The 21345-nt window shown below is 73.6% G+C and carries 19 protein-coding genes, 1 tRNA gene, 2 pseudogenes and 1 riboswitch; of the genes and pseudogenes, 14 read left to right on the top strand and 8 right to left on the bottom strand.

From position 1 onward, the window contains the following. Positions 1 to 16: 16 nt before the first annotated feature. Positions 17 to 184: riboswitch (SAM riboswitch) on the bottom strand. A gap of 162 nt (positions 185 to 346) precedes the next feature. The 3 genes from ACFYOV_RS20120 (at position 347) to otsB (ending at position 3820) form a co-directional block, all read left to right on the top strand. Beyond that, positions 347 to 1318 (top strand): glucosyl-3-phosphoglycerate synthase, encoded by a 972-nt coding sequence (locus tag ACFYOV_RS20120; RefSeq protein WP_389089657.1) that lies wholly within the window; start codon positions 347 to 349, stop codon positions 1316 to 1318. Positions 1319 to 1420: 102 nt separating this feature from the next. Then, complete coding sequence (locus ACFYOV_RS20115) at positions 1421 to 2839, top strand: trehalose-6-phosphate synthase (protein ID WP_389089420.1); 1419 nt, start codon at positions 1421 to 1423, stop codon at positions 2837 to 2839. A 69-nt stretch (positions 2840 to 2908) separates the two neighbouring features. After that, positions 2909 to 3820 (top strand): trehalose-phosphatase, encoded by a 912-nt coding sequence (gene otsB / locus ACFYOV_RS20110; RefSeq protein WP_389089418.1) that lies wholly within the window; start codon positions 2909 to 2911, stop codon positions 3818 to 3820. Here otsB and ACFYOV_RS20105 read toward each other — a convergent pair. After that, positions 3792 to 4025, bottom strand: coding sequence for a DUF3263 domain-containing protein (locus ACFYOV_RS20105; RefSeq protein ID WP_389089417.1), 234 nt, complete (start codon positions 4023 to 4025; stop codon positions 3792 to 3794). The two genes, otsB and ACFYOV_RS20105, sit on opposite strands and share 29 nt — an antisense overlap. Positions 4026 to 4073: 48 nt before the next feature. After that, positions 4074 to 5342, bottom strand: a complete 1269-nt coding sequence (locus ACFYOV_RS20100; protein ID WP_389089655.1) for an extracellular solute-binding protein — start codon at positions 5340 to 5342, stop codon at positions 4074 to 4076. 117 nt (positions 5343 to 5459) lie between these two features. Between ACFYOV_RS20100 and ACFYOV_RS20095 the strand changes: the two genes are divergently transcribed. The 3 genes from ACFYOV_RS20095 (at position 5460) to ACFYOV_RS20085 (ending at position 8699) form a co-directional block, all read left to right on the top strand. Then, entirely contained in the window at positions 5460 to 6404 is a 945-nt protein-coding gene (locus tag ACFYOV_RS20095; protein ID WP_389089415.1) for an ROK family protein, read from the top strand. Next, positions 6404 to 7615, top strand: a complete 1212-nt coding sequence (nagA, locus tag ACFYOV_RS20090; protein ID WP_389089414.1) for an N-acetylglucosamine-6-phosphate deacetylase — start codon at positions 6404 to 6406, stop codon at positions 7613 to 7615. Before ACFYOV_RS20095 ends, nagA begins: the two co-directional genes overlap by 1 nt. Before the next feature lie 154 nt (positions 7616 to 7769). Then, positions 7770 to 8699: a 1-phosphofructokinase family hexose kinase gene (locus tag ACFYOV_RS20085; protein ID WP_389089412.1), complete on the top strand. Its 930-nt coding sequence runs from the start codon at positions 7770 to 7772 to the stop codon at positions 8697 to 8699. 6 nt (positions 8700 to 8705) lie between these two features. On the opposite strand, the gene ACFYOV_RS20080 is transcribed toward ACFYOV_RS20085, so the two are convergent. Together ACFYOV_RS20080 and cdgB are read right to left on the bottom strand one after the other, a co-directional pair. Next, positions 8706 to 9650: a carbohydrate-binding protein gene (locus ACFYOV_RS20080; RefSeq protein ID WP_389089411.1), complete on the bottom strand. Its 945-nt coding sequence runs from the start codon at positions 9648 to 9650 to the stop codon at positions 8706 to 8708. A gap of 117 nt (positions 9651 to 9767) precedes the next feature. Next, positions 9768 to 11447: a diguanylate cyclase CdgB gene (gene cdgB / locus ACFYOV_RS20075; protein ID WP_389089409.1), complete on the bottom strand. Its 1680-nt coding sequence runs from the start codon at positions 11445 to 11447 to the stop codon at positions 9768 to 9770. A 313-nt stretch (positions 11448 to 11760) separates the two neighbouring features. On the opposite strand from cdgB, the gene ACFYOV_RS20070 reads away from it, so the two are divergent. Next, on the top strand, positions 11761 to 12345 hold the full coding sequence (locus ACFYOV_RS20070; protein WP_389089408.1) for a flavin reductase family protein: 585 nt from the start codon (positions 11761 to 11763) through the stop codon (positions 12343 to 12345). A gap of 79 nt (positions 12346 to 12424) precedes the next feature. After that, positions 12425 to 12880 (top strand): annotated as a pseudogene (locus ACFYOV_RS20065) (GNAT family N-acetyltransferase); the annotation flags it as partial. A 33-nt stretch (positions 12881 to 12913) separates the two neighbouring features. Here ACFYOV_RS20065 and arfB read toward each other — a convergent pair. Further along, positions 12914 to 13351: an alternative ribosome rescue aminoacyl-tRNA hydrolase ArfB gene (gene arfB / locus ACFYOV_RS20060; RefSeq protein WP_389089654.1), complete on the bottom strand. Its 438-nt coding sequence runs from the start codon at positions 13349 to 13351 to the stop codon at positions 12914 to 12916. Positions 13352 to 13494: 143 nt separating this feature from the next. Between arfB and ACFYOV_RS20055 the strand changes: the two genes are divergently transcribed. Both ACFYOV_RS20055 and ACFYOV_RS20050 read left to right on the top strand, forming a co-directional pair. Continuing rightward, positions 13495 to 14070, top strand: a complete 576-nt coding sequence (locus ACFYOV_RS20055; RefSeq protein ID WP_389089406.1) for a TerD family protein — start codon at positions 13495 to 13497, stop codon at positions 14068 to 14070. Between the two features lie 607 nt (positions 14071 to 14677). Continuing rightward, positions 14678 to 15178: a hypothetical protein gene (locus tag ACFYOV_RS20050; RefSeq protein ID WP_389089405.1), complete on the top strand. Its 501-nt coding sequence runs from the start codon at positions 14678 to 14680 to the stop codon at positions 15176 to 15178. Between the two features lie 19 nt (positions 15179 to 15197). Here ACFYOV_RS20050 and ACFYOV_RS20045 read toward each other — a convergent pair whose 3' ends face one another. After that, entirely contained in the window at positions 15198 to 15893 is a 696-nt protein-coding gene (locus tag ACFYOV_RS20045; protein WP_389089404.1) for a pentapeptide repeat-containing protein, read from the bottom strand. Between the two features lie 188 nt (positions 15894 to 16081). Between ACFYOV_RS20045 and ACFYOV_RS20040 the strand changes: the two genes are divergently transcribed. The 3 genes and pseudogenes from ACFYOV_RS20040 to ACFYOV_RS20030 all read left to right on the top strand — a co-directional run bounded on the left by ACFYOV_RS20040 (position 16082) and on the right by ACFYOV_RS20030 (position 19288). Beyond that, positions 16082 to 17242 (top strand): FAD-dependent oxidoreductase, encoded by a 1161-nt coding sequence (locus ACFYOV_RS20040; protein WP_389089402.1) that lies wholly within the window; start codon positions 16082 to 16084, stop codon positions 17240 to 17242. A gap of 52 nt (positions 17243 to 17294) precedes the next feature. Then, the gene (locus tag ACFYOV_RS20035; protein WP_389089401.1) at positions 17295 to 18269 is read left to right on the top strand and encodes a zinc-binding dehydrogenase; all 975 of its coding nucleotides are present in this window, start codon (positions 17295 to 17297) and stop codon (positions 18267 to 18269) included. 130 nt (positions 18270 to 18399) lie between these two features. After that, positions 18400 to 19288 (top strand): annotated as a pseudogene (locus tag ACFYOV_RS20030) (aminoglycoside phosphotransferase family protein). A gap of 79 nt (positions 19289 to 19367) precedes the next feature. Here ACFYOV_RS20030 and ACFYOV_RS20025 read toward each other — a convergent pair. Together ACFYOV_RS20025 and ACFYOV_RS20020 are read right to left on the bottom strand one after the other, a co-directional pair. After that, positions 19368 to 19441, bottom strand: a tRNA-Thr gene (locus tag ACFYOV_RS20025). Between the two features lie 86 nt (positions 19442 to 19527). Then, positions 19528 to 19989 carry a DUF3224 domain-containing protein gene (locus ACFYOV_RS20020; RefSeq protein ID WP_389089399.1) on the bottom strand — a complete coding sequence of 154 codons (462 nt, stop codon included), beginning with the start codon at positions 19987 to 19989 and terminating at the stop codon, positions 19528 to 19530. 178 nt (positions 19990 to 20167) lie between these two features. Here ACFYOV_RS20020 and ACFYOV_RS20015 point away from each other — a divergent pair, with 178 nt between their 5' ends. Next, positions 20168 to 21160 carry a helix-turn-helix transcriptional regulator gene (locus ACFYOV_RS20015; protein ID WP_389089398.1) on the top strand — a complete coding sequence of 331 codons (993 nt, stop codon included), beginning with the start codon at positions 20168 to 20170 and terminating at the stop codon, positions 21158 to 21160. Positions 21161 to 21345 lie beyond the last annotated feature (185 nt).

Raw genomic sequence — 21345 nt, 5'->3', positions numbered from 1 at the left:
GAGGCGAGGCCCTTTCTCCTCATCTTCCTCACGACGCATCTCGCCGTGAGACGGATTTGGCACCTTCCCTAGCCGGGAGCCTCGCTGGAGCGACCGCCGCTGTCGCGGTGATCGGCTACGAGAACCGGCTGGAGGGTTGCCGGGGCTTCATCGGGCCGTGTCCCTCTGCCCCTCTGGATGAGCTGTATTCGGTTGTGTTTCCGCTGGTGTTTCTGGCGGACGCTGGGTCGCGGCCCCCGACGTGCAATGGTCATCCGCGTTGCTCAAGACTGTAACCGAAGGCCAGGACAGTTGAGATAGTCGTCCGAACCGCGAGATGGATCACACAGGTGAGGAGCAGCGGAAGGTGCTGGAAGAAGTCGAGCGCTGGCTGATCGAACGCTCCTGGTCCGTGGCCGACCGTCCGATGCACCGGATCCTGGCCGCCAAGCGCGCCACCGGGCAGACGGTGAGCGTGGTGCTGCCCGCGCTCAACGAGGAGGAGACGGTCGGCGACATCGTCGCGGTCGTCCGGCACGACCTGGTGCTCCAGGTGCCGCTGGTCGACGAGATCGTGGTCGTGGACTCCGGGTCGACCGACCGCACGGCCGAGGTGGCCGCCGCGGCGGGCGCGACCGTGGTGCACCGGGACGCGATCCTGCCGCGCGTCCCGGCCGTGCCGGGCAAGGGCGAGGTGCTGTGGCGCTCGCTGCTGGTGACCCGGGGCGACATCGTCTGCTTCATAGACGCCGACCTGCGCGAGTTCTCCTCCGACTTCGTCTCCGGCATCGTCGGGCCGCTGCTCACCGAGCCGGACGTGGCCCTGGTGAAGGCCATGTACGACCGTCCCCTCACGGTGACCGGCGGACCCGCCTCCGGCACGGCCGCCGCCGGGCAGGGCGGCCGGGTCACCGAACTGATGGCGCGGCCCCTGCTGAACATGCACTGGCCGCAGCTCGCCGGCTTCGTGCAGCCCCTCGGCGGCGAGTACGCGGCCCGCCGCTCCCTGCTGGAGCGGCTGCCCTTCCCGGTCGGCTACGGCGTGGAGCTGGGCATGCTCGTCGACGCGTTGCACCTGGTGGGCCTCGACGCACTGGCCCAGGTCGACGTGGGCGTGCGCAAGCACCGCCACCAGGACGGCCAGGCCCTCGGCCGCATGGCCGCCGCGATCTACCGCACCGCCCAGCTGCGCCTGGCCCGCGGCCACCTGATCCGCCCGGCGCTGACCCAGTTCGAGCGGTCCGGCGACGGGTTCGAGCCGCGTACGTACTCGGTGGACACCGAGGAGCGGCCGCCCATGGCGGAGATCGCGGAGTACCAGGCCCGCAGGGTGGCCTGAGGAAGCGCCGCGAAGTGGCCGCCGCGGGCCCGGGAACGCGTCCGGCCGTATACGGCCGATCCGTACGTTTGAGCGTTCCGGGGCGGGGCTAGGTTGAGGCGTATGGCTTCCACGCAGGCTGTTCAGGCAGTTCAGGGTGCTCAGGTGCTGGTCGCGTCGAACCGCGGGCCGGTCTCGTACACGGTGGGCGGGGACGGGTCGCTGCGGGCCAAACGCGGGGGCGGCGGGCTGGTCTCCGGGCTGTCGGCGATCGGGCCGGACGCCGGGGCGCTGTGGGTGTGCTCGGCGCTGTCCGACGGCGACCGCGAGGCCGTGCGGCGCGGGGTCGGCGAGGACGGCGTGCGGATGCTGGACATTCCCGCGGACGTGCACGCCGACGCGTACAACGGCATCGCCAACTCGGTGCTGTGGTTCGTGCACCACATGCTCTACCAGACCCCGCTGGAGCCCGTCTTCGACGCGGAGTTCCGGCGGCAGTGGGCGTCGTACGAGAGCTACAACCGGGCCTTCGCCGAGGCGCTGGCCGAGGAGGCGGCCGAGGGCGCCGCGGTGGTGGTGCAGGACTACCACCTGACCCTGGTCCCGGGGATGCTCCGCGCCCTCCGCCCCGACCTGCGCATCGGTCACTTCTCGCACACGCCGTGGGCCCCGCCGGAGTACTTCCGCATGCTGCCCGGCGACATCGCCGCCCAGGTGCTGCGCGGCATGCTGGGCGCCGACCGGCTCGGCTTCCTCACCCGCCGCTGGGCGGACGCGTTCACCGCGTGCTGCGAGCAGTTCGCGGGCGGGCTCGGCGACACGCGGGTGGGCGTGCACGGGCTGGGGGCGGATGCGGACTTCCTGCGCGCCCGGTCCCACGAGGCGGACGTCGAGGAGCGGATCACCGCGCTGCGCCGCGAGATCGGCACGGCACCCGACGGCACGGCGCGCCGGACCGTGGTGCGGGTGGACCGCACCGAGCTGTCCAAGAACATCGTGCGCGGCCTGCTCGCCTTCGGGCAGCTCCTGGAGGACCGCCCCGAGTGGCGCGAACGCGTCGTGCACGTGGCCTTCGCCTACCCCTCGCGGCAGGACCTCGCCGTGTACCGCGACTACACGGCCGAGGTGGAGCGGGTCGCCGGGGAGATCAACGAACGGTACGGAACGCCGGGCTGGCGGCCGGTGCTGCTGCACCTCGAGGACGACTTCGCCCGCTCCCTGGCCGCCTACCGGCTGGCGGACGTGGCCCTGGTCAACCCCGTGCGCGACGGGATGAACCTGGTCGCCAAGGAGGTCCCGGTCGTCTCCGACGCGGGCTGCGCCCTGGTGCTGTCCCGGGAGGCCGGCGCGTACGAGGAGCTCGGCGAGGACGCGATCCCCGTCAACCCCTACGACGTCCTGGAGACGGCGGACGCCCTGCACGAGGGCCTCACCATGGGCCGCGAGGAACGGGTCTCCCGCAGCAAGCGCCTGGCCGAGGCGGCGACCGCGCTGCCCCCGGGCCGGTGGTTCCTGGACCAGCTGAACGCGTTGCGGGACTGAAGCCCGGCCGTCCCCGGACGGCCGGTCACGCCATGCGTGGGAGGGCGCGGGCGTGGATAGGTTGGGCGTATGGGCAGCCACACGGACTCCACGGACCCGAAGGCCACGCACACCCTGCCGGTGCCCGCGACGCGGGCCGGGCGGGAGGGGCTGGAAGCGCTCCTCGCGCGGCCGGGAAGGGCACTGATCGGCCTCGACTTCGACGGGACGCTCGCACCGATCGTGCCCGACCCCGAGCAGGCCCGCGCCCACCCGGACGCGGTCCCGGCGCTCGCCGCGCTCGCGCCGAAGGTGGCCGCCGTGGCGGTGGTCACCGGCCGCCCGCCCGGCGTCGCGGTGCGCTACGGCGGCTTCGCGGGCGTGCCCGGCCTCGAGCACCTGGTCGTCCTCGGCCACTACGGCGCCGAGCGCTGGGACGCGGTCAGCGGCACCGTCACCGCTCCCGCGCCGCATCCCGGGGTCGCCTCCGCCCGCGCGGAGCTGCCGGGGCTGCTGGACCGGGTCGGGGCGTGGCGCGGGACGTGGATCGAGGAGAAGGGCCGGGCGGTGGCCGTCCACACCCGCCGGGCGGAGGATCCCCAGGCCGCCTTCGAGGCGCTGCGCGAACCCCTGACCGACCTCGCCACCCGCCACGGTCTGGTCGTCGAGCCCGGCCGCATGGTCCTGGAACTGCGTCCGCCGGGCATGGACAAGGGCGTCGCCCTCATGGAGTACGCCCGCGAGATCGGCGCCGGCTGCGTCCTGTACGCCGGCGACGACCTGGGTGATCTGCCGGCCTACGCCGCCGTGGACAAGCTCCGCTCCGACGGCGTCCCCGGGCTGCTGGTGTGCAGCGGCAGCGACGAGGTCGGGGAACTGCGCGACCGCGCCGACGTGGTCGTCCCCGGTCCCGAGGGCGTCGTGGGTCTGCTGCACGCGCTGGCGGCGCGCCTGGGCCGGCCGCCGGGTCCGCTCAGCGCTCCGCCCGGCGGGCGTCCCTGACCCTGCGCAGGCGGTTGACCGTGACCGGGTCGTGGGCGAGGGCGCGGGGGTCGTCGAGGAGGGCGTTGAGCAGCTGGTAGTAGCGCACCGGGGCCAGGCCCAGCTCCTCGCGTATCGCCCGTTCCTTCGCGCCGGGGCCGGTGAACCCGCGGCGCTCCAGCGCGAGGACGTCCCGTTCCCTGCGGCCCAGCCCTTCCTCGTCCATGCCCGCACGGTAACCCGGGCCACCGACAACGGCCGCCCCGCGCCCCGGCTACTCCGCGTCCTCCGCGCGCGTCGCCGTCGCCTGGAGGCCGGCCAGCACGTCCGCGGGACTGCCGTCGGCGGTGACCGCCCGGCCGATCTGCTTCTTGACCGCCGCGTTGACGGCCGCCCAGGAGGTCGCACCGACCGGGTAGAGCTCCGAGGTCGGCAGCTGGTCCAGGAAGGGCTCGAGGTCCTTGTCCTTGCCGGACGCCTGCATCGCCTGGGACGCGGACGCGGTGACCGGCAGCAGGTTGTACTCGCGGGAGAACTCCAGCACGTTCTCCTCGCTGTAGACGAAGTCGAGGAAGTCGCCGATCGCGTCGCGGTGACCGTGCTCGTTGAAGGCCATCATCCAGTCGGCGACGCCCAGCGTGGACGAGGTCTCGCCGTCGACCCCCGGCGTCGGCACCATGCCGAAGTCGACGCCCTTCTTCTTCGCCATGCCCATCAGCGAGGGATGCCCGTTGAGCATGCCGACGTCACCGGCGGCGAACGCCGCGAACGCGTCGGCCCGGTCCAGCCTGCCGGGCGCTACCGGACCGGTCAGGCCCTCGTCGACCAGTTCCTCCTTCAGCCAGGTGAAGGTCTCGACGTTCTGCGCGGAGTCGATGGCGTAGCCGCCGAGCGTGTCGGTGTAGCCGCCCTTGCCGCTGAGCAGCCACTGCATGGTCTCGGCCTGCGCCTCCTCCGGGCCGAGCGGCAGCGCGTAGGGGTACTTCACGCCCTTCGCCTTCAGCGCCCGCGCGGCCGTGGCGAGCCCTTCCCAGGTGCGCGGCGGGGTGACGCCGGCCTCGGCGAACAGCGCCTTGTTGTAGAACAGCAGGCGCGTGGAGGACGCGAACGGCATGCCGTACTGCACGCCGTTGACCTGCCCCGCGGTGGCCAGCTGGGAGACCAGGTCGGCCTGCACGGGTATGGAGAGCAGTTCGTCCGCCTTGTACAGCAGGCCCTCGGCCGCGTAGTCGGCGTAGGCGCCGATCTGCGCCAGGTCCGGCGGGTCGCCGGCGTCCACCATCTCCTTGACCTTGCGGTCGACGTCGTTCCAGGAATAGACGCTGACCTCGACCTTCACCCCGGGGTGCGCGGCCTCGTAGTCCTCCACCAGGCCGGCCCAGTACTTCCTGGAGCTGTTGGCCGCGCTGTCGCCGTAGTCGGCGGCGACCAGCCTCAGCGTCACGTCGGACGAACCACCGCCGGTGCCGCAGCCGGCGAGCACGCCCGCCAGTCCCAGCGCGGACACCACCGCGATCACCCTTGCCCCGATCCGCCGCTGCACTGCTGTTCGCCCCAACCCTGGCACTGCTGCCATCCGAAACTTTTCGATAGTCGGAATAAGGTCTACACCACGCGAGTGGACTAGACCTCTCGTGGGTCCCGGGGTCACACTGTCTGCGTGAAACATGTCATCGCCCTGGACGTGGGCGGCACCGGGATGAAGGCCGCACTGGTCGGGGCGGGCGGCGAGCTGCTGTACCGGGCCCGCCGGTCCACCGGACGCGGACGCGGCCCGGACGCGGTCGTGGCGGACGTCCTCGACTTCGCCGCCGACCTGCGCGCCCACGGCATCGCCCACCACGGCGGGCCCGCGGCAGCCGCCGGCGTCGCCGTACCCGGCATCGTCGACGAGGCGGAGGGCGTCGCCGTCTACTCGGCGAACCTCGGCTGGCGCGACGTCCCCCTGCGCGCCCTGCTCGCCGAGCGGCTCGGCGGAGTGCCCGTCGCCCTCGGCCACGACGTGCGGGCCGGCGGGCTCGCCGAGGGGCGGATCGGGGCGGGCCGGGGCGCCGACCGTTTCCTGTTCGTCCCGCTGGGCACCGGCATCGCGGGTGCCATCGGCATCGACGGCCGGGTGGAGGCGGGCGCGCACGGCTTCGCGGGCGAGATCGGCCACATCGTCGTACGGCCCGGGGGCGCCCCCTGCCCGTGCGGTCAGCGCGGCTGCCTGGAGCGGTTCGCCTCCGCCGCGGCGGTCGGCGAGGCCTGGGCCGCTTCCTGCGGCGACCCGGGTGCGGACGCGGCCGACTGCGCCAAGGCCGTCGAGTCGGGCGACGCGCGGGCCCGGAAGGTGTGGCAGGAGGCGGTGGACGCCCTCGCCGACGGGCTGGTCACCGCGCTCACCCTGCTGGACCCGCGCACGCTGATCATCGGTGGCGGGCTGGCCGAAGCGGGGGAAACCTTGTTCACACCGCTCCGGGAGGCCGTCGGGCGACGGGTCACCTTCCAGAGGCTGCCGTCCCTGGTCCCCGCGGCCCTCGGTGACACCGCGGGTTGCCTCGGCGCCGGGCTCCTGGCCTGGGATCTCCTTGACCACACCGACCGTACGGAGGTAAGCGCCTGATGGCCAACGCCCCAGGGGCGCGGGGAACTGCGCGACCCGCCACGGACCACCCGCGGCCCGCGACCGCCGGAGCGCCCACGGTGCTCGCCGGCGCCCGCGTGGTCCTGCCCACCGGGACCGTGGAGGACGGCCGGGTGGTCGTCGACGGCACGCGCATCGGCGCGGCGGCCCCGGAGCACGCCCGGGTGATCGACGTCACCGGACACTGGCTGGTCCCCGGCTTCGTCGACCTCCACAACCACGGTGGCGGCGGGGCGTCCTTCACCTCCGGGACGGTCGACGACGTCCTCAAGGGCATCCACACCCACCGCCTGCACGGCACCACCACGCTGGTCGCCTCGACCGTCACCGGTGACATGGACTTCCTCGCCCGGCGCGCCGGTCTGCTGAGCGAGCTGGCCGAGCAGGGCGAGATCGCCGGCATCCACTTCGAGGGGCCGTTCATCTCCCCGTGCCGCAAGGGCGCGCACTCCGGGGAACTGCTGCGGGACCCGGACCCCACCGAGGTCCGCAAGCTGATCGACGCCGCGCGGGGCCGGGCGAAGATGGTCACCCTCGCCACCGAACTGCCCGGCGGCCTCGACTCCGTGCGCCTGCTGGCCGAGCTCGGCGTGATCGCGGCGGTCGGCCACACCGATGCCACCTACGAGCAGACCGTGCAGGCCGTCGACGCGGGCGCGACGGTCGCCACGCACCTGTTCAACGCGATGCCGGCGCTGGGGCACCGCACCCCCGGCCCGATCGCCGCGCTGCTGGAGGACGAGCGGGTCACCGTCGAGCTGATCAACGACGGCACCCATCTGCACCCGGCCGCGCTCCAGCTGGCGTTCCACCACGCGGGCCCGGGGCGGGTGGCGTTCATCACCGACGCGATGGACGCGGCCGGCTTCGGCGACGGCCACTACATGCTCGGCCCGCTGGAGGTCGAGGTCGCGGACGGCGTGGCCCGCCTGGTGGAGGGCGGCTCCATCGCGGGCTCGACGCTCACCCTCGACCGCGCCTTCCAGCGGGCGGTGACGGTCGACGGCCTGTCGGTCGAGGACACCGTGGCCGCCCTGTCCGCCAACCCGGCCCGGCTGCTGGGCATGGCCGACCGCGTCGGCTCCCTGGAGCCCGGCAAGGACGCCGACCTGGTCCTCCTCGACGCGGACTTCGCCCTCAGGGGTGTGATGCGGCGGGGCGAATGGGTGGTCGCTCCCCCACTGGGCTGATCGTCCCGTGCGTCGTCGGGACGGCGGCCGGTCCCAGGGGTGGGCCGACCGCCGTCTCTTTGGCATGATCAGGCTCCGAACAGGAGAAAGACCTGTTCCGGCGACGCATTGACTGCCTTTTTCTTGATCGCTTCTGCGGGGGAGGTCGGCCCAGGTGATCCTCACGGTCACGCTGAACACCGCTCTCGACATCACGCACCGCGTGCCGTCCCTGCGGCCGGGCGCCTCGCACCGGGTCTCCGAGGTGACGGAACGCCCCGGCGGCAAGGGCGTCAACGTCGCCCGGGTGCTCGCGGCACTCGGGCACGTGGTGACGGTCACCGGCTTCGCGGGCGGCCCGACCGGCCGCCTCCTGCGGGACCGGCTCGCCGAGGTGCCGGGCCTGGTGGACGCGCTGGTCCCGGTGTCCGGCACGACCCGGCGCACCGTCGCCGTGGTCGACGAGCGCTCCGGCGCCACCACCCAGCTCAACGAGCCCGGTCCGACGATCACCCCCGCCGAGTGGTCGGCCTTCCAGACGGCGTACGAGGACCTGCTGGCCTCCGCCTCGGCGGTGGCCCTGTGCGGCAGCCTGCCCCCGGGCGTCCCGGTGGGCGCCTACGCGGGCCTGGTCCGCACGGCGAGGGCGGCCGGGGTGCCGGTCCTGCTGGACACCAGCGGGGCACCGCTGCGCCGCGGGGTGGCCGGCCGCCCCGACATCGTCACACCGAACGCCGACGAGCTGGCCGAACTCACCGGCTCCCACGAGCCGTTGCGCGCCACCCAGGACGCCCGCCGACGGGGCGCCGGCGCGGTCGTCGCGTCCCTCGGCGCAGAGGGCCTGCTGGCGGTGACCCCGGAGGGCCGCTGGCGCGCCACCCCACCGGCCCGCCTCCACGGCAACCCCACGGGCGCCGGCGACTCGGCGGTGGCGGGCCTGCTGTCGGCCCTGGTCGAACGCCTCCCGTGGCCGGACCGCCTGGCCCGGGCGACCGCCCTGTCGGCGGCGACGGTACTGGCCCCCGCGGCGGGCGAGTTCGTTCACGCGGCCTACGAGGAACTGCTGACCCGGGTCACGGTGACGGGGGAGGCCAGCGCGGCCTGAGCCGGGTCAGTTCTCGACCTGCCCCTCCTTCAGCCACAGCTGGTCCAGAAGGACGTTGCACTTGTCGCCGTCCTGGCAGGAGACCGAGATCGTGTTGGCGCCCTTGTTGAGGGTCGGCCAGGCGAAGGTCTTGGTCCAGCCCTTGGAGAAGTCGCCGCCCTTGGTGCCGGTGAAGTTGTCCATGTTCAGCTTGTCGCCGAAGGGCTTGCCGTTGACGGTGAGCGTCATCGACTGGGGGTCGTCGGTGGTGCTGTACCGCACGAAGACGGTGTAGGCGCCGTCCTTCGGGATGCCGTTGAGCGACCAGGTGACCGACGCACCGGGCTGGTTGAGGTTGGTCACATAGATGCCGCCGTCCGACTGCGCACCCTGGACGTCCGACGCCAGGGCCGCACCACCGCCCAGGCGGAGCGCCTTCGCGTCGATCTTCGGCAGCTCGGCCGCATCCTGCACACCCGTGCTCGCCGACGGGCTCGGCTCGCTGCTCTGCGACTGCGTCGGCGTGGCGTCCGCCCGGTTGTCGCCGCCCTTGTCCTCGTCGTCGCCGCCGATCATGGCCACGCCGATGCCGATCACCACCGCGGCGACCACCGCGACCGCGCCGATCAGCAGGCCCTTGGTGTTGGGGCCCCGGCCGCGCCCGCCGCCGTTGCCACCCGCGCCGTGCCCCGGCTGCGGCGACTGGGCCGTGGTGGCGCCGCCCGGAAGCGTCTCGGGCGCCGCGTAGTGCGGGTTCGGCCTGCCGTACGCGCCCTGCTGCTGCGGCACCTGGGCCGCGGGGCTCTGCTGGCCGTACTGGCGTGTGCCGACCGCCCGCACCCGGTTGACCGAGTTCGGGTAGCCGTAACCCCCGGACGGCGGCTGGGCCCCGTTGGCCTGTCCGTCGGCGTAGAGGTAGCCGAAGGGGTCGTCGTCCTCGGGCGTGCTCGCGCCGTTGCTGCCGGGCGTCATCCCTTGGTGCTCCTAGCTGCGGGTCGGGTGCGGTACGAGTGGTGAGGATGGCGAGCCTACCCGTTTCCCATGGCCCGAAAGGGTGACTCCGACCGCACCAAAGCGCTGACCTGGGGCTCAGCCGGCCCGCCTGTGCTGTTTGGGACGAGATCGTTTCTCGACGTACATCCGTTCGTCAGCGGACTTCAGCACTTCGTCCGCCGTCATCCCGCAATGCGCCCATCCGATGCCGAAGCTGGCCCCGACCCGCACGGCCCGCCCCTCGGCCCGGATGGGCTGGATGATCTCGTTGCGCAGCCGTACGGCGAGGTCCTGGGCGTCGGCCCGGCCGAGACCGTCGGCGAGGATCACGAACTCGTCGCCGCCGAGCCGGGCAACGGTGTCGCCGTCGCGGACGCCGTTGCTGAGTCGGCGGGCGACCTCGATGAGGACCGCGTCGCCCGCGTTGTGTCCGAACCGGTCGTTGATGGACTTGAAGCCGTCGAGGTCGCAGAAGAGCACCGCGAGCCCCTTGGTGCCGTCGTCGTGCTCCCCGACGGGGGCGACGGTGTGCACGTGGTGGTCGTAGGCGTCGTACTCGTCGGCGCCGGGCGGGAAGTCGAAGTCGTGGCCCCGGTCGAAGGCGGGGGGGCCGTAGGCCACGTCCAGGGAGTCGAAGGACTCGTAGGGGTCCATCGAGTCCACGGCGGCGGGCAGCGGGTGCTGGCGGCAGAGCCGGGCGGAGAGGCGGGCGCGCAGCTCGGCGGAGTTCGGCAGTCCGGTGAGGGAGTCGTGGGAGGCGCGGTGGGCGAGCTGGAGCTCGCGGCGCTTGCGCTCCTCTATGTCCTCGACGTGGGTGAGCAGGAACCGGGGCCCGTCGGCGGCGTCGGCCACCACGGAGTTGCGCAGGGACACCCAGACGTAGCTGCCGTCCCGGCGGCCGAGGCGCAGCTCCGCCCGTCCGCCCTCGGCGGAGGTGCGCAGCAGGGTGCCTATGTCCTCGGGGTGGACGAGGTCGGAGAAGGAGTACCGGCGCATCGCGGAGGCGGGGCGGCCGAGCAGGCGGCACAGGGCGTCGTTGGTGCGCAGGATGCGGCCGTGCTGGTCGCCGCCCATCTCGGCGATGGCCATGCCGGAGGGCGCGTACTCGAAGGCCTGCCGGAAGCTCTCCTCGCTGGCGCGCAGGGCCTGCTGCTCGCGCTCCAGGCGGACCAGGGCGCGCTGCATGTTGGCGCGCAGCCGGGCGTTGCTGATGGCGATGGCGGCCTGGAAGGCGTACATCTGGAGGGCCTCGCGGCCCCAGGCGCCGGGCCGGCGGCCGTTGCGCGGGCGGTCCACGGACAGGACGCCGACCAGTTCGCCGGAGGTGCCACCGCCCTGGGGCCCGGGGGCGTACATCGGGGCGAAGAGCCGGTCGGCGGGGTGCCACTCGTCCTCGAAGCGGGGAGCGGGTCCGTCGGTGTACCACTGCGGGACGTCGTCGTCGTCGAGGACCCAGCCCTCGGTGTGGGGTATGAAGATCAGGTCGCCCCAGCGCTCGCCCATGGTGAGGCGGCGGTCCCAGGACTCGCGCGAGCCGACCCGGCCGGTGATGAGGGCCTCGGCGGCGGGGTTGCCCGCGAAGGCGGCCACGACCAGGTCGCCGTCGGGGCGCACGAGGTTGACGCAGGCCAGCTCGTACCCGAGGGCGTTCACGACGCCGTTGGCAACGGTCTGCAGGGTGTCCGCCAGGCTGCGGGCCGTGTTCATGTCGGCCATGACCTGGTGCAGTTGTCGCAGGGACGCAAGACGGACGTAGGGTTCCGACTCGGTCTCCATGCTCGCCCTCCCCCCGAGACCTCGCAGCGAATCAAGGGTTCTCTTCGGCGTATCGTCCTGGCAGCTTCCCCGCCACTGAATCACAGCGCGCTGCCCACTCGGTACACAGGGTCAACAATTCCTGCCCCTTGTGACTCAAGTCACAGCGAAACGTGAACAATTGCGGGGTCTTCCCGCGGTTTCCGCGCCTTTACCGAACGCTGAATTCGCGGCCGAGTGCGTGGCACCGCCGCGGGTCGGCCGCTGGACCTGGGTCTCCCCTCGGGCCGGGGCCCGATGCGGTGCCGGTGGAGCGGAGATTAGCGTTTCCGGCGTGCCGAACACTCCCGCCGCCCCGTCCACGATCACCGACCGGCCCGCCACCCGGCATGCTGAGGGGGTGAGCAACGACGAGTTCCGTGCGGCGATGTCCCGCCTGGCCGCGGGCGTGGTCCTGGTGACCGCGCGCGAGCCCGGGCTGGACCCGGACGACCCGCGGGCGCCGGCCGGCGAGGACGTCGGCATGACGGCGACCGCGTTCCTGTCGGTCTCCCTGGACCCGCCGCTGGTGCTGGTCAGCCTGCGCGAGGGGGCCAGGATGGACGAACTGCTCGAGGAACAGCCGCGGTGGGCGGTGTCCGTCCTGACGGAGAGCCAGCGACACATCGCGGGCCGCTTCGCGATGAAGGGCCGCATCAGCGACCGTCTCCTCTTCGAGGACATCCCGTACGTCCGGGGCGAGTACAGCGGCGCCCCGCTGGTGGGCGGCGCCCTCGCGACCCTGGAGTGCCGCACCGAGCAGCGGGTGCCGGCCGGGGACCACACCCTGGTGATCGGCCGCGTCCTGACGGCCCGGGTGCCGAGCGCGGATGGCGGCCCATTGGTGCATTTCCGTGGGCGTTACCGGCAGTTGGGCTGAACGGCGACGGATGAAGCCGGACTTTCGGTTCGGTGAAATTTCTTTCCGCTCCCGGGAATTCCGCGTTTGGGGTGCCGGGATGACGACGACCTCGCCCCGCCTCGAAGAGATCACCGCCGAGAACATCGACGCCGCCCTCGGCATACGGGTGCGCCCCGACCAGGAATTCGCGGTCGCCCCCGTCGTGAAGTCCCTCACCGAGGCGTACGTCCGTCCCCGGGCCGCCTGGCCCCGGCTGATCATGGACGGTGACCGCGCGGTCGGTTTCCTGATGGCCTTCCTGGACATCGACCGGCACGAGGACGGCGGCAGCGTCGCCCGCTCCGGCCTGTGGCGCCTGAACATCGCCGCCGGCGAGCGGGGCAGGGGCTACGGCCGCTTCGCCGTGCGGTCGGTGGCCGCGGAGATCCGCCGCAGGGGCGGCACCGAGTGCTACGTCACCTGGCACCCCGGCGGGGAGGGCCCGGAGGGTTTCTACCTGGCCCTGGAGTTTCGCCCGAACGGGGAGGTCGTGGAGGGGGAGACGGTCGGAGTGCCGGCGCTGGACCGAGCGCGGGCCCGCTCCCGGTCATCCCCAGTCCCGCGCGGAGCGGCCCCGCTTGGTCTCCGAGCGCTGCTTCTTCTCGCGCAGCCGGCGTTCGTTGATGCCGCGCGGGATGCGGGTCGGCTTGCGGGGCTTGGGCGGGGGCGCGGTGGCTTCGGCGAGGAGCGCGGCGAGGCGCACGGCCGCGGTCTCGCGGTTGCGCCACTGGGAGCGGTGCTCGGAGGCCCGGACCGTCACGACACCGTCGGTCAGCCGCCCCGCCAGCCGCTCCAGTGCGCGGCGCTTCCACACCTCGGGCAGGGCCTCGGTGCGAGCCAGGTCGAAACGCAGCTCGACCTGGGAGTCGCTGGTGTTCACGTGCTGCCCACCCGGCCCCGACGACCGCGAGAAACGCCACATGAGCTCCGCCTCGGGCAGACAGACGGAGCCTCGGACGACATAGGGACCGGACATGCCGTCCATGGTCCCGCCCTGACCGGGCCACGTCATCCCAATATCGCCGGTAAAGAAAGTAAAGGACCTGGAACCTCGCGTACCCCTCTCCGCGTTCAAGGGGGTAGCTGTAGCTTCTAGCCTGACGCAAACGAGGGAAGGGACTCCCAACAATGGCTGTAAGCCTGTCCAAGGGTGGCAACGTCTCGCTCACCAAGGAGGCTCCGGGCCTGACCGCTGTCACCGTGGGCCTCGGCTGGGACGTCCGCACCACCACCGGCACGGACTTCGACCTCGACGCCTCCGCGATCGCGGTCAACTCGCAGGGCAAGGTCTACTCCGACGCGCACTTCGTCTTCTTCAACAACAAGCAGACGCCGGACAACACGATCGTCCACACCGGTGACAACCGCACGGGTGAGGGCGCCGGCGACGACGAGGCGATCAACGTCAACCTCGCCGGGCTCCCGGCCGACATCGACAAGATCGTCTTCCCGGTCTCGATCTACGACGCCGAGAACCGCGGCCAGAACTTCGGCCAGGTCCGCAACGCGTACATCCGCATCGTCAACCAGGCCGGCGGCGCGGAGATCGCCCGCTACGACCTGTCCGAGGACGCCGCCACCGAGACCGCCATGGTCTTCGGCGAGCTGTACCGCAACGGCGCGGAGTGGAAGTTCCGCGCGGTCGGCCAGGGCTACGCCTCGGGCCTGGTGGGCATCGCCCAGGACTTCGGCGTCAGCGTCTGATCCGTATTGCGCCCACCTGCTCCACGAGAGGTCCCCGGCCGCGCTCCACGCCGGCCGGGGACTCCCGGCGCACGGTGGCCCGGGGAGCCCGCGCCCGCGATACGTCGCCCGCGTGCTCCCCGACCCCAGCGCCGGTCCGGGGACGACGACCGTGCCCGGTCCGCTGCCGCCCGGGATCACCCCTCTCCACGCGTCCCACCGGGCCTTCCACACCATGAGCGGTGACTTCCCCGGCCCGGACGACGTCCGGCCCGGGCAGGTGTCCGGCGAACCGGCCGTCCCGGGCACCGGGGTCTGCCCGCCCGCAGCGGGGGCGGACCGGCCGGCCTCGCCATCACCCTCGCCCAAAACCGCGATCCGGTTCAGGGCCGCTCCGGCCTGCCCTCGCCGTACAGCCAGTCCGCCCAGATCGTCCCGAAGTCCACGCCCGGGTGCCGCCGCTCCACGGCGTGGACACCCGCGCGGGCGCGGTGGCGGCCGCGAAGGAAAGCCGCCTGGTGCCGTGACGCACGTCCCGCCGCACCGCGGGCGGGTGCCGGCCGTCCCCGGGGCCGGGCGCCGCGCACCCGTGCCGGGGCACCGCTGTCGCCGTGACACCATCACACCCGTGCTCGACATCGGCTACGCCCTCTCCAACCGCTTCCCCGACCCCCCGCAGACCGACTACCGCCGGGCGGACGTCCACGCCCTGCGCCACGACCTGTTCTGCGGCGACGTCTATCTCGCCGACACCGAGTCGGACCGCGAGATCTCCACCGCCTGGGGATGGGTGCCGGTGCTCGACTTCGCCTGGGCGCTGTGCGACATCGTGGAGCGCGTCGACCGGGACCCGGCCGGTTCCCGCGCCTCCCGGCCGCAGCGGGCGGAGCTGGACTTCACCGAGTCCACCGACCGCCTGCTGTTCGAGCGCCGCTTCGGATGGGTGGACATCGAGGCGGAGTGGCTGCCGGCCGGTGAGCCGCCGCTGAGCTTCTCGCACGCCGCACTGCGCCGCGAGGCCCGCGACTTCCTGCACGACCTGCTCGCCGATCTGATCGACCTGCACGAGGACCTCGGCGAGAACCCGGCGATCTGGACCCTCCAGGCCCGCTACCCCCGCCTGGTCTGATACCACCGGGCCCCGGCCCTCACCCGGCCCGTTCCCGCTGGTCCTCCACCCGGATCCCCATCTCCGCAGCCAGCACCGGCGCCAGGTCCAGCAGCTGGCCCGTGCCGATCACCGCCCCCGCCAGCCGGTCCACGCCCCGGGCGATGTCCAGCGGGGCGGCACCGCGCAGGTCGACGTCCGTGAGGCCGGCGCCGGTGAGGTCCGCGCCCTTCAGCACGCAGTCCACGAACTCCACCCGCTCCAGCCGGGCCCCGCCGAAGTCGAGCTCCACCAGGACGCAGCTCTCGAAGACGACGTCCCTGAGCCGGGCCGACCGCAGGTTCAGAAAGTCGATCTTGCCGCCCCGGACCAGCACCCGCTCCAGCACGGCCCCGTGCAGCTGCGTCCCCCCGAGACGCGCGTCGGTGATCTCGACGTCCCGCAGGTTCGCCTCGACGAGGTTCGTGCCCACGCCCCGGATGCCGGCCAGGACCGAGTCCAGCACCCGCGCCCTGGACAACCGCGTCCCGTCCAGCACGCACCCCGTCAGCCGGCAGTCCATGAACCGCGCGCCGCCCGCGTCCTGGCCGGAGAGGTCCGCGTCCCGGAACTCCAGCCCGTCGTAGTCCCCGTCGGGCTCCAGCCCACCCCCGTCGTGCCGCTTCAGCGCGGGCAGCCGCACCTCCGGGCGCCGCGCCCCCCTCGCCCCCGTACCGCCCACCGCTCTCCTCGCCATGCCCCCATGCTGCACCGCACCACTGACAATCCACCGCTCCCCGCTGCGACGTGCGCAAACGGCCCGCATGTCACATTCCGCGGCCCCGCGCCGTCGTAAGGGCAGCAGAAGAAGTCACCGGGCGGCCGAGGAACACGACCGACGAAGACCACCGACGAACACGACCGACAGCAAGGAGACTCCCAGCCATGCACCGCATCACCGTCATCGGCGGCGGCTTCGCCGGACTCACCGCGGCCATCACCGCCGCCGAGGCGGGCGCCAAGGTCACGATCCACGAGGCCCACCACACGCTCGGCGGCCGGGCCCGCACCGCCGAGGGCCCGTACCGGACGAACGAGGGGCCGCACGCCCTCTACAACGGCGGCCCGCACTGGGCCTGGCTGCGGCAGCGGGGCCTCATCGGACCGCTCGCCCCCCTCCCGCCCCTGGAGGCCGCCCGGCTCCGGCTGCGCCACCGGGGCGCGCTGCGCCGCACGCCGCCCTTCGCGATGCTGAAGCTGCTGCGCCGCAGCGGGGCGCAGGCGCCGGTCGACACCGACTTCCTCACCTGGGCCACCGAGGTCGCCGGTGAGGAGGGCGCGCGGGCCGCCGCCCACTACTCGGCGGTCGCGCTCTTCCACCACGACCCCGGTTCGCTGTCCGCCGCGTTCGTCCAGGAGCGGCTGCGCCGCGCCACCAAGCTGCCGCCGGAGGCGCACTACCCGCGCGGCGGCTGGGGAGCGCTCATCGACCGGATGGCGGCCCGCGCGTGGAACCTGGGCGTGCGGATGGAGACGCTGTCCCGGGTCGACACGCTCCCCACCGACACCCCGGTCGTCGTGGCCACCTCGCTGGACTCCGCCCGGCGTCTCCTCGGCGACCCGTCGCTGACCTGGCCGAGCGGCCGCACCGTCCTCGTCGACCTCGCCGTGCGCACCCGCCGCGGGGACGCGTTCGCCGTGTCCGACCTGGACGCGCCGGGCTGGCTGGAGCGCTTCACCGCCCAGGACCGCACCCTCGCCCCGGCCGGCGAACAGCTGATCCAGGGCCAGATCCCGATCGCCCCGCACGAGACCAGGCCCGACGGCGTGGCCCGCGCGGAGGAACTGCTCGACCTGGGCTACGAGGGCTGGCGGGACCGCGTCACCTGGCGGCGCGAGGCGGTGGCGAACGGCCGTACCGGCGCCGTCGACCAGCCGGGCACGAACTGGCGCGACCGTCCCGCCGTGGACCGCGGCGACGGGGTGTACCTGGCCGGCGACCAGGTCGCCGCACCCGGTGTGCTGTCGGAGGTCTCCTTCAACAGTGCCCTCACCGCGGTCTCCCTCGCCCTCGGCCGGCGCGAGCTTGACCTCAAGCACGCTTGAGGCCGAAGAGTGGGGTGCACGACGCAGCCGCACCCGTAGGGGGGAGCCCGCCATGCACGCCGTCCGTCTGCACGCCTTCGGCCCGGCCGAGAACCTCGTCCTCGAGGAGGTCGAGGACCCGCGGCCCGGACCGGGACAGGTCCGCATCGCCGTCCGGGCCGCCGGAGTCCACCTGCTGGACACGGCCCTGAGGAACGGCCGGCAGGGCCCGGCCCCGGCCCCGACCGTCCTGCCGACGATCCCGGGGCGCGAGGTCGCCGGTGTCGTCGACGCGCTCGGCGAGGGTGCCCCCGGGCACTGGCTCGGCCGGCGCGTGGTCGCCCATCTCGGTTTCGTCCCCGGCGGCTACGCGGAGCTGGCCGTCACCGACGCCGGGCGCCTGCACGAGATCCCGCAGCGGCTGGACTTCGCCGAGGCGGTCGCCATGATCGGCACGGGCCGCACGGCGATGGGCATCGTGCAGTTCGCGGAGCCCGGCCCCGGTGACGTGGTCGTCGTTCCCGCGGCGGCCGGTGGCATCGGCACCCTCCTCGTGCAGTACGCCCGGAACGCCGGCGCGACCGTGATCGGTCTGGCCGGTGGCCCTCACAAGACGGCCCGGGTGGCAGCGAACGGCGCCGATCTCGCGGTCGACTACACGGACCCGGCCTGGCCCGAGCGGCTCGAGCCGTACCGAGGCAAGGTCACGGTCGTCTACGACGGCGTCGGCGGCGAGGCCGCCCGCACGGCCGTCGCCCTCCTCGCCCCCGGAGGCCGGCACCTGGTCTTCGGCTGGTCGGCCGAGGGGCTCGACAGCGACCGCCCGTACCTGGTCGACGGTGTCTCCCAGAACATCCTCGGCCCCGAGATGATGCGCCGGGCCGGCGGCCCCGACCCCCTGCGCACGCTGGAACTCCGCGCCCTCACCGAGGCCGCCGAGGGCAGGCTCACCCCGGCGGTCCAGCGCTTCCCCCTCGCCGGGGCGGCTGCCGCGCACCGGGCCCTGGAGAACCGGGGCACGACCGGCAAGGTCGTCCTGGAACCCTGACCGACCGGCGGGCCGCGGGGGTCGGCGACCGCCGGCCCCACGGGTTCCGCGCTCCCGCGCTCCGACCCGGCCTCACGTACCGTCACCGCCTCGGTCCGGAACCGCCTCGGTCCGTCACCGCCTTGTGCACATGCCCGGTGTCCCGCACCCCGCTACCGTGCGCGAGGTGGTCCACATTCCCCGGGAGCTCGCCGCGGCACAGGAGAAGTTCAACGGAGCGGCGGGCAGCGCCTTCATCGCCGAACTGCCGGAGCTGACCGCCGCATCCCTGCACCGCCGGCAGTTGCGCGGTCGCCGACGCGCCGATGCACGGCGTCAGCGCCCTGGTCGTCCCGGTCGTCCCCTCGGACGGCACACCCGCGGTACTGAAGCCCCGGCTGGGCGACGAGGAGACCGCGGGCGAGCCGGACGCCCTGCGGATCCGGGACGGTGAGGGCGCGGTGCGCCTGCTGGACCACGACGCCACCGGCACCCTTCTGCTGGAGCGCCTCGCCCCCTCCCGCACGCTCTCCCACCACCCGGACGACGACGAGGCCGTCGCGGTGATCGCCCGCCTGCCGGCCCACCTCAACGCCGGCCCCGCCCCCGCGGGCATGCGCCGCCTCGGGGGCATGGCCCGCGCCATGTCCCCGAGGCGGCGCATGCCCTGGACCGCATCCCGGACCCGGCGGTCCGCCGCATCGTCGCCGACTGCGCGGCGGCCGTGCGGGAGGTCGTGGACGAGCCCGGCGACCGCCCTCTGCACTGGGACCCGCACCACGGAGACGTCCTGGGCTCCGACCGCGCCCACTGGCTCGCCATCGACCCCCATCCCCTGGCCGGCGACCCCGGCTTCGAGCTCTGGCCCGCGCTGTACAACCACTTCGACGCCGACGTCGTCCGCCGCCGCTTCGACGCCCTGACCGGGACCAAGGACCTTCGACCGGGAACGCGCCCGCGCCTGGACCTACGGCCGCCTCCTCCAGCACGTCCCGTGGGACGTCGAGGACGGCCGCCCGCCGGACGGCCGCCCGCTCTGAACGGCCCGCCGCCTGCGCCCACCGCGCCCGGCATGACGAAGCCCGGACCGAGGAGAGTCCCAGTCCGGGCTGCTGGCCGAGCCCCCTGTCGGATTCGAACCGACGACCTGCTGTTTACAAGACAGCTGCTCTGACCATCTGAGCTAAGGAGGCACCGCGCGGCGTGCGCGAAGGCTGGTCCACTGTACACAGAGCGGGTTTCGCCGGGCCACGCACTTACAGGGGTGCCCCCGGTCCGCTCACTCCAGTTCGTACGCGAAGGCGTACGCCACCTTCTCCTCCCCGTGCCGGTAGGTGAACCCGCCGCTCCCGCGCAGCCCCGTCAGCTCCCCGGTGCCCGATCCCTCGACGACCTCGAGGGTGCAGCGGACCGTGCCGTCGGCGGCGAAGACGCCGCGCTCCTCGGCGACGAAGGTGCCCGCGCGCCCGTCGACCCGGCCGGTGACGCGTTCCATCCCCGCGAAGGTTCCGGTCTCCTTCGTCAGGTAGGCGATCGCGTAGTCGCAGACCGTGGCCTCGGCCTCGATGCCTCCGGAGAAGGCGTTGGTGACCGTGGCGTGCGCGAGCCGGGGATACGCGGCCTCGGCGCCCGCCGCGTCCCCGGGGCTCCCGGGGTTCTCGGGGCCCTCCGGGCCGACTGGGGTCTCCTTCCAGTCGGCGAAGGTGAAGTGGCCGGTGACGGTGGTCCGGCTGCTGGTCATGGGTGTCCTCCCGCGTCCTGGGTCGATGGCCGACGGTCCGGGGACGCGCCCGCGGACCGCCTGTGTCGACGGCCGCCGGTGCGGGGACGCGCCCCCGGACCGGCCGTGCCCGACCAGCCTCCCGGCCGTACCTGACACCTCCTGTCAGGTACGCGCGACGGCCGCGACAATGGACCGCATGCGTGCCGACCGGCTCCTCTCCGTGCTCCTGCTGCTCCAGAACCGTGGCCGGATGACCGCGCCCGAACTCGCGGCGGAGCTGGAGGTGTCGGTACGCACGGTGTACCGGGACATCGAGGCGCTGAGCGCGTCCGGGGTGCCGGTGCGGGCCGAGCGGGGGCCCGACGGCGGCTACCGCCTGATGGAGGGCTACCGCACCCGGCTGACCGGCCTGACGGACGCCGAGGCCGGCTCGCTGTTCCTGGCCGGGCTGCCGGGGCCGGCCAGGGACCTGGGGCTGGGCGCGGTGCTGGCGAGCGCGCGGCTGAAGGTGGAGGCGGCCCTGCCCGGCGAACTGGCCGAGCAGGCCCGGCGGGTTCGGGAACGGTTCCACCTGGACGCCCCCGCCTGGTTCCGGGACGCCGACCCGGTGCCGCACCTGGAGCGGATCGCGCGGGCGGTGTGGGAGCGGCGGGTGCTGCGGGCCCACTACCGGCGCTGGCGGGGCGAGGTGCGCCGGGAGCTGGGCCCGCTGGGTCTCGTCCTGAAGGGCGGCATCTGGTACCTGGTGGCCCAAGCGGAGGACGCCGTCCGCACCTACCGCGTCTCGCGCTTCCTGGCCGTGGAGGAGACCGGCGAGGACTTCGCCCCTCCCGCCGGTTTCGACCTGGCCGCGTACTGGACGCAGTCGTCCCGGCGGCTGGAGGCGGCGCTGCGGCACGGGACGGCCCGGCTACGGCTGTCGCCGCGCGGTCAGCTGCTGCTGCCGATGCAGTTCGGCGCGGCCGGTGCCCGGGCGCTCGAGGACGCGGGGCCGGCGGACGAGGCGGGCTGGCGGGAGGTGGAGCTGTCCGTGGAGGCGGAGGCGGTCGCCGTCGGCGATCTGCTGCGGCTCGGTGCGGAGGCCGAGGTGCTCGGCCCGGAGAGCCTGCGGCGGGCCGTAGCCGGGACCGTCGCCGTCCTGGCCGGGCGGTACGCGGACGGGCGCGACCGCGACGTGACCGGAGCGTGACCGGGTCGGCCGGGAACCTCCCCGCGAAGTTCACAGCCCCTCAGGTGCTGACAGACCAGGTGAACGCCAGGTACCGTCCTGTGCCAGTTCACTCTCGTGGACTACACCACAACGGAACACCCGTCGTGGCACCGCCTTCCTACTCGGATCGTCCGGCACGTTCCTGCCGGTAGAAGGGGTCCATT

The organism is Streptomyces sp. NPDC005931 (assembly GCF_042871235.1).
In the GTDB taxonomy this organism is placed as follows: domain Bacteria; phylum Actinomycetota; class Actinomycetes; order Streptomycetales; family Streptomycetaceae; genus Streptomyces.
Note: the sequence above shows the minus strand (reverse complement) of the source record. Positions and strands in the feature narration are given on the sequence as shown.